Annotated in this window: 1 pseudogene; it reads right to left on the bottom strand. The window is 72.4% G+C overall.

From position 1 onward, the window contains the following. Positions 1-64 precede the first annotated feature (64 nt). Positions 65-175: pseudogene (locus tag CCL05_RS44320) on the bottom strand (fumarylacetoacetate hydrolase family protein); the annotation flags it as partial. Positions 176-319 lie beyond the last annotated feature (144 nt).

Genomic DNA, 319 nt, shown 5'->3' with positions numbered 1-319 from the left:
GCGCCGCCGGTGACGACGGCCTTGAGTCCCGACAGGCCGCTCATGCTGCTCAAAGGGGTGCCTTTCACGCTTGGGCGAAGGTCTGGCGCTGGACGCCGAGGCCGTCGATGGCGAGCTCGCCGGTGTCGCCGGGGCGGAGGTAGGGGGTGCCGGGGAGGCCGAGGGCCACGCCGGCGTCAGATGGCTGTCGCCGAAGGGGCCAGATGCCAGATCTCGGTCAGGTCCGACCAGTTGCCCCCGGTGCCGGTATCTGCCCAGGGCTCCTGACAGGGGCCGGTGAGCTGCCACCAGGCTTGGGTGGCCGCGTCGGCGCCGATCG

It is taken from the genome of Streptomyces africanus (genome assembly GCF_002150735.1).
Lineage (GTDB): Bacteria > Actinomycetota > Actinomycetes > Streptomycetales > Streptomycetaceae > Streptomyces > Streptomyces africanus.
This window is presented reverse-complemented; position numbering and strand designations above follow the sequence as displayed.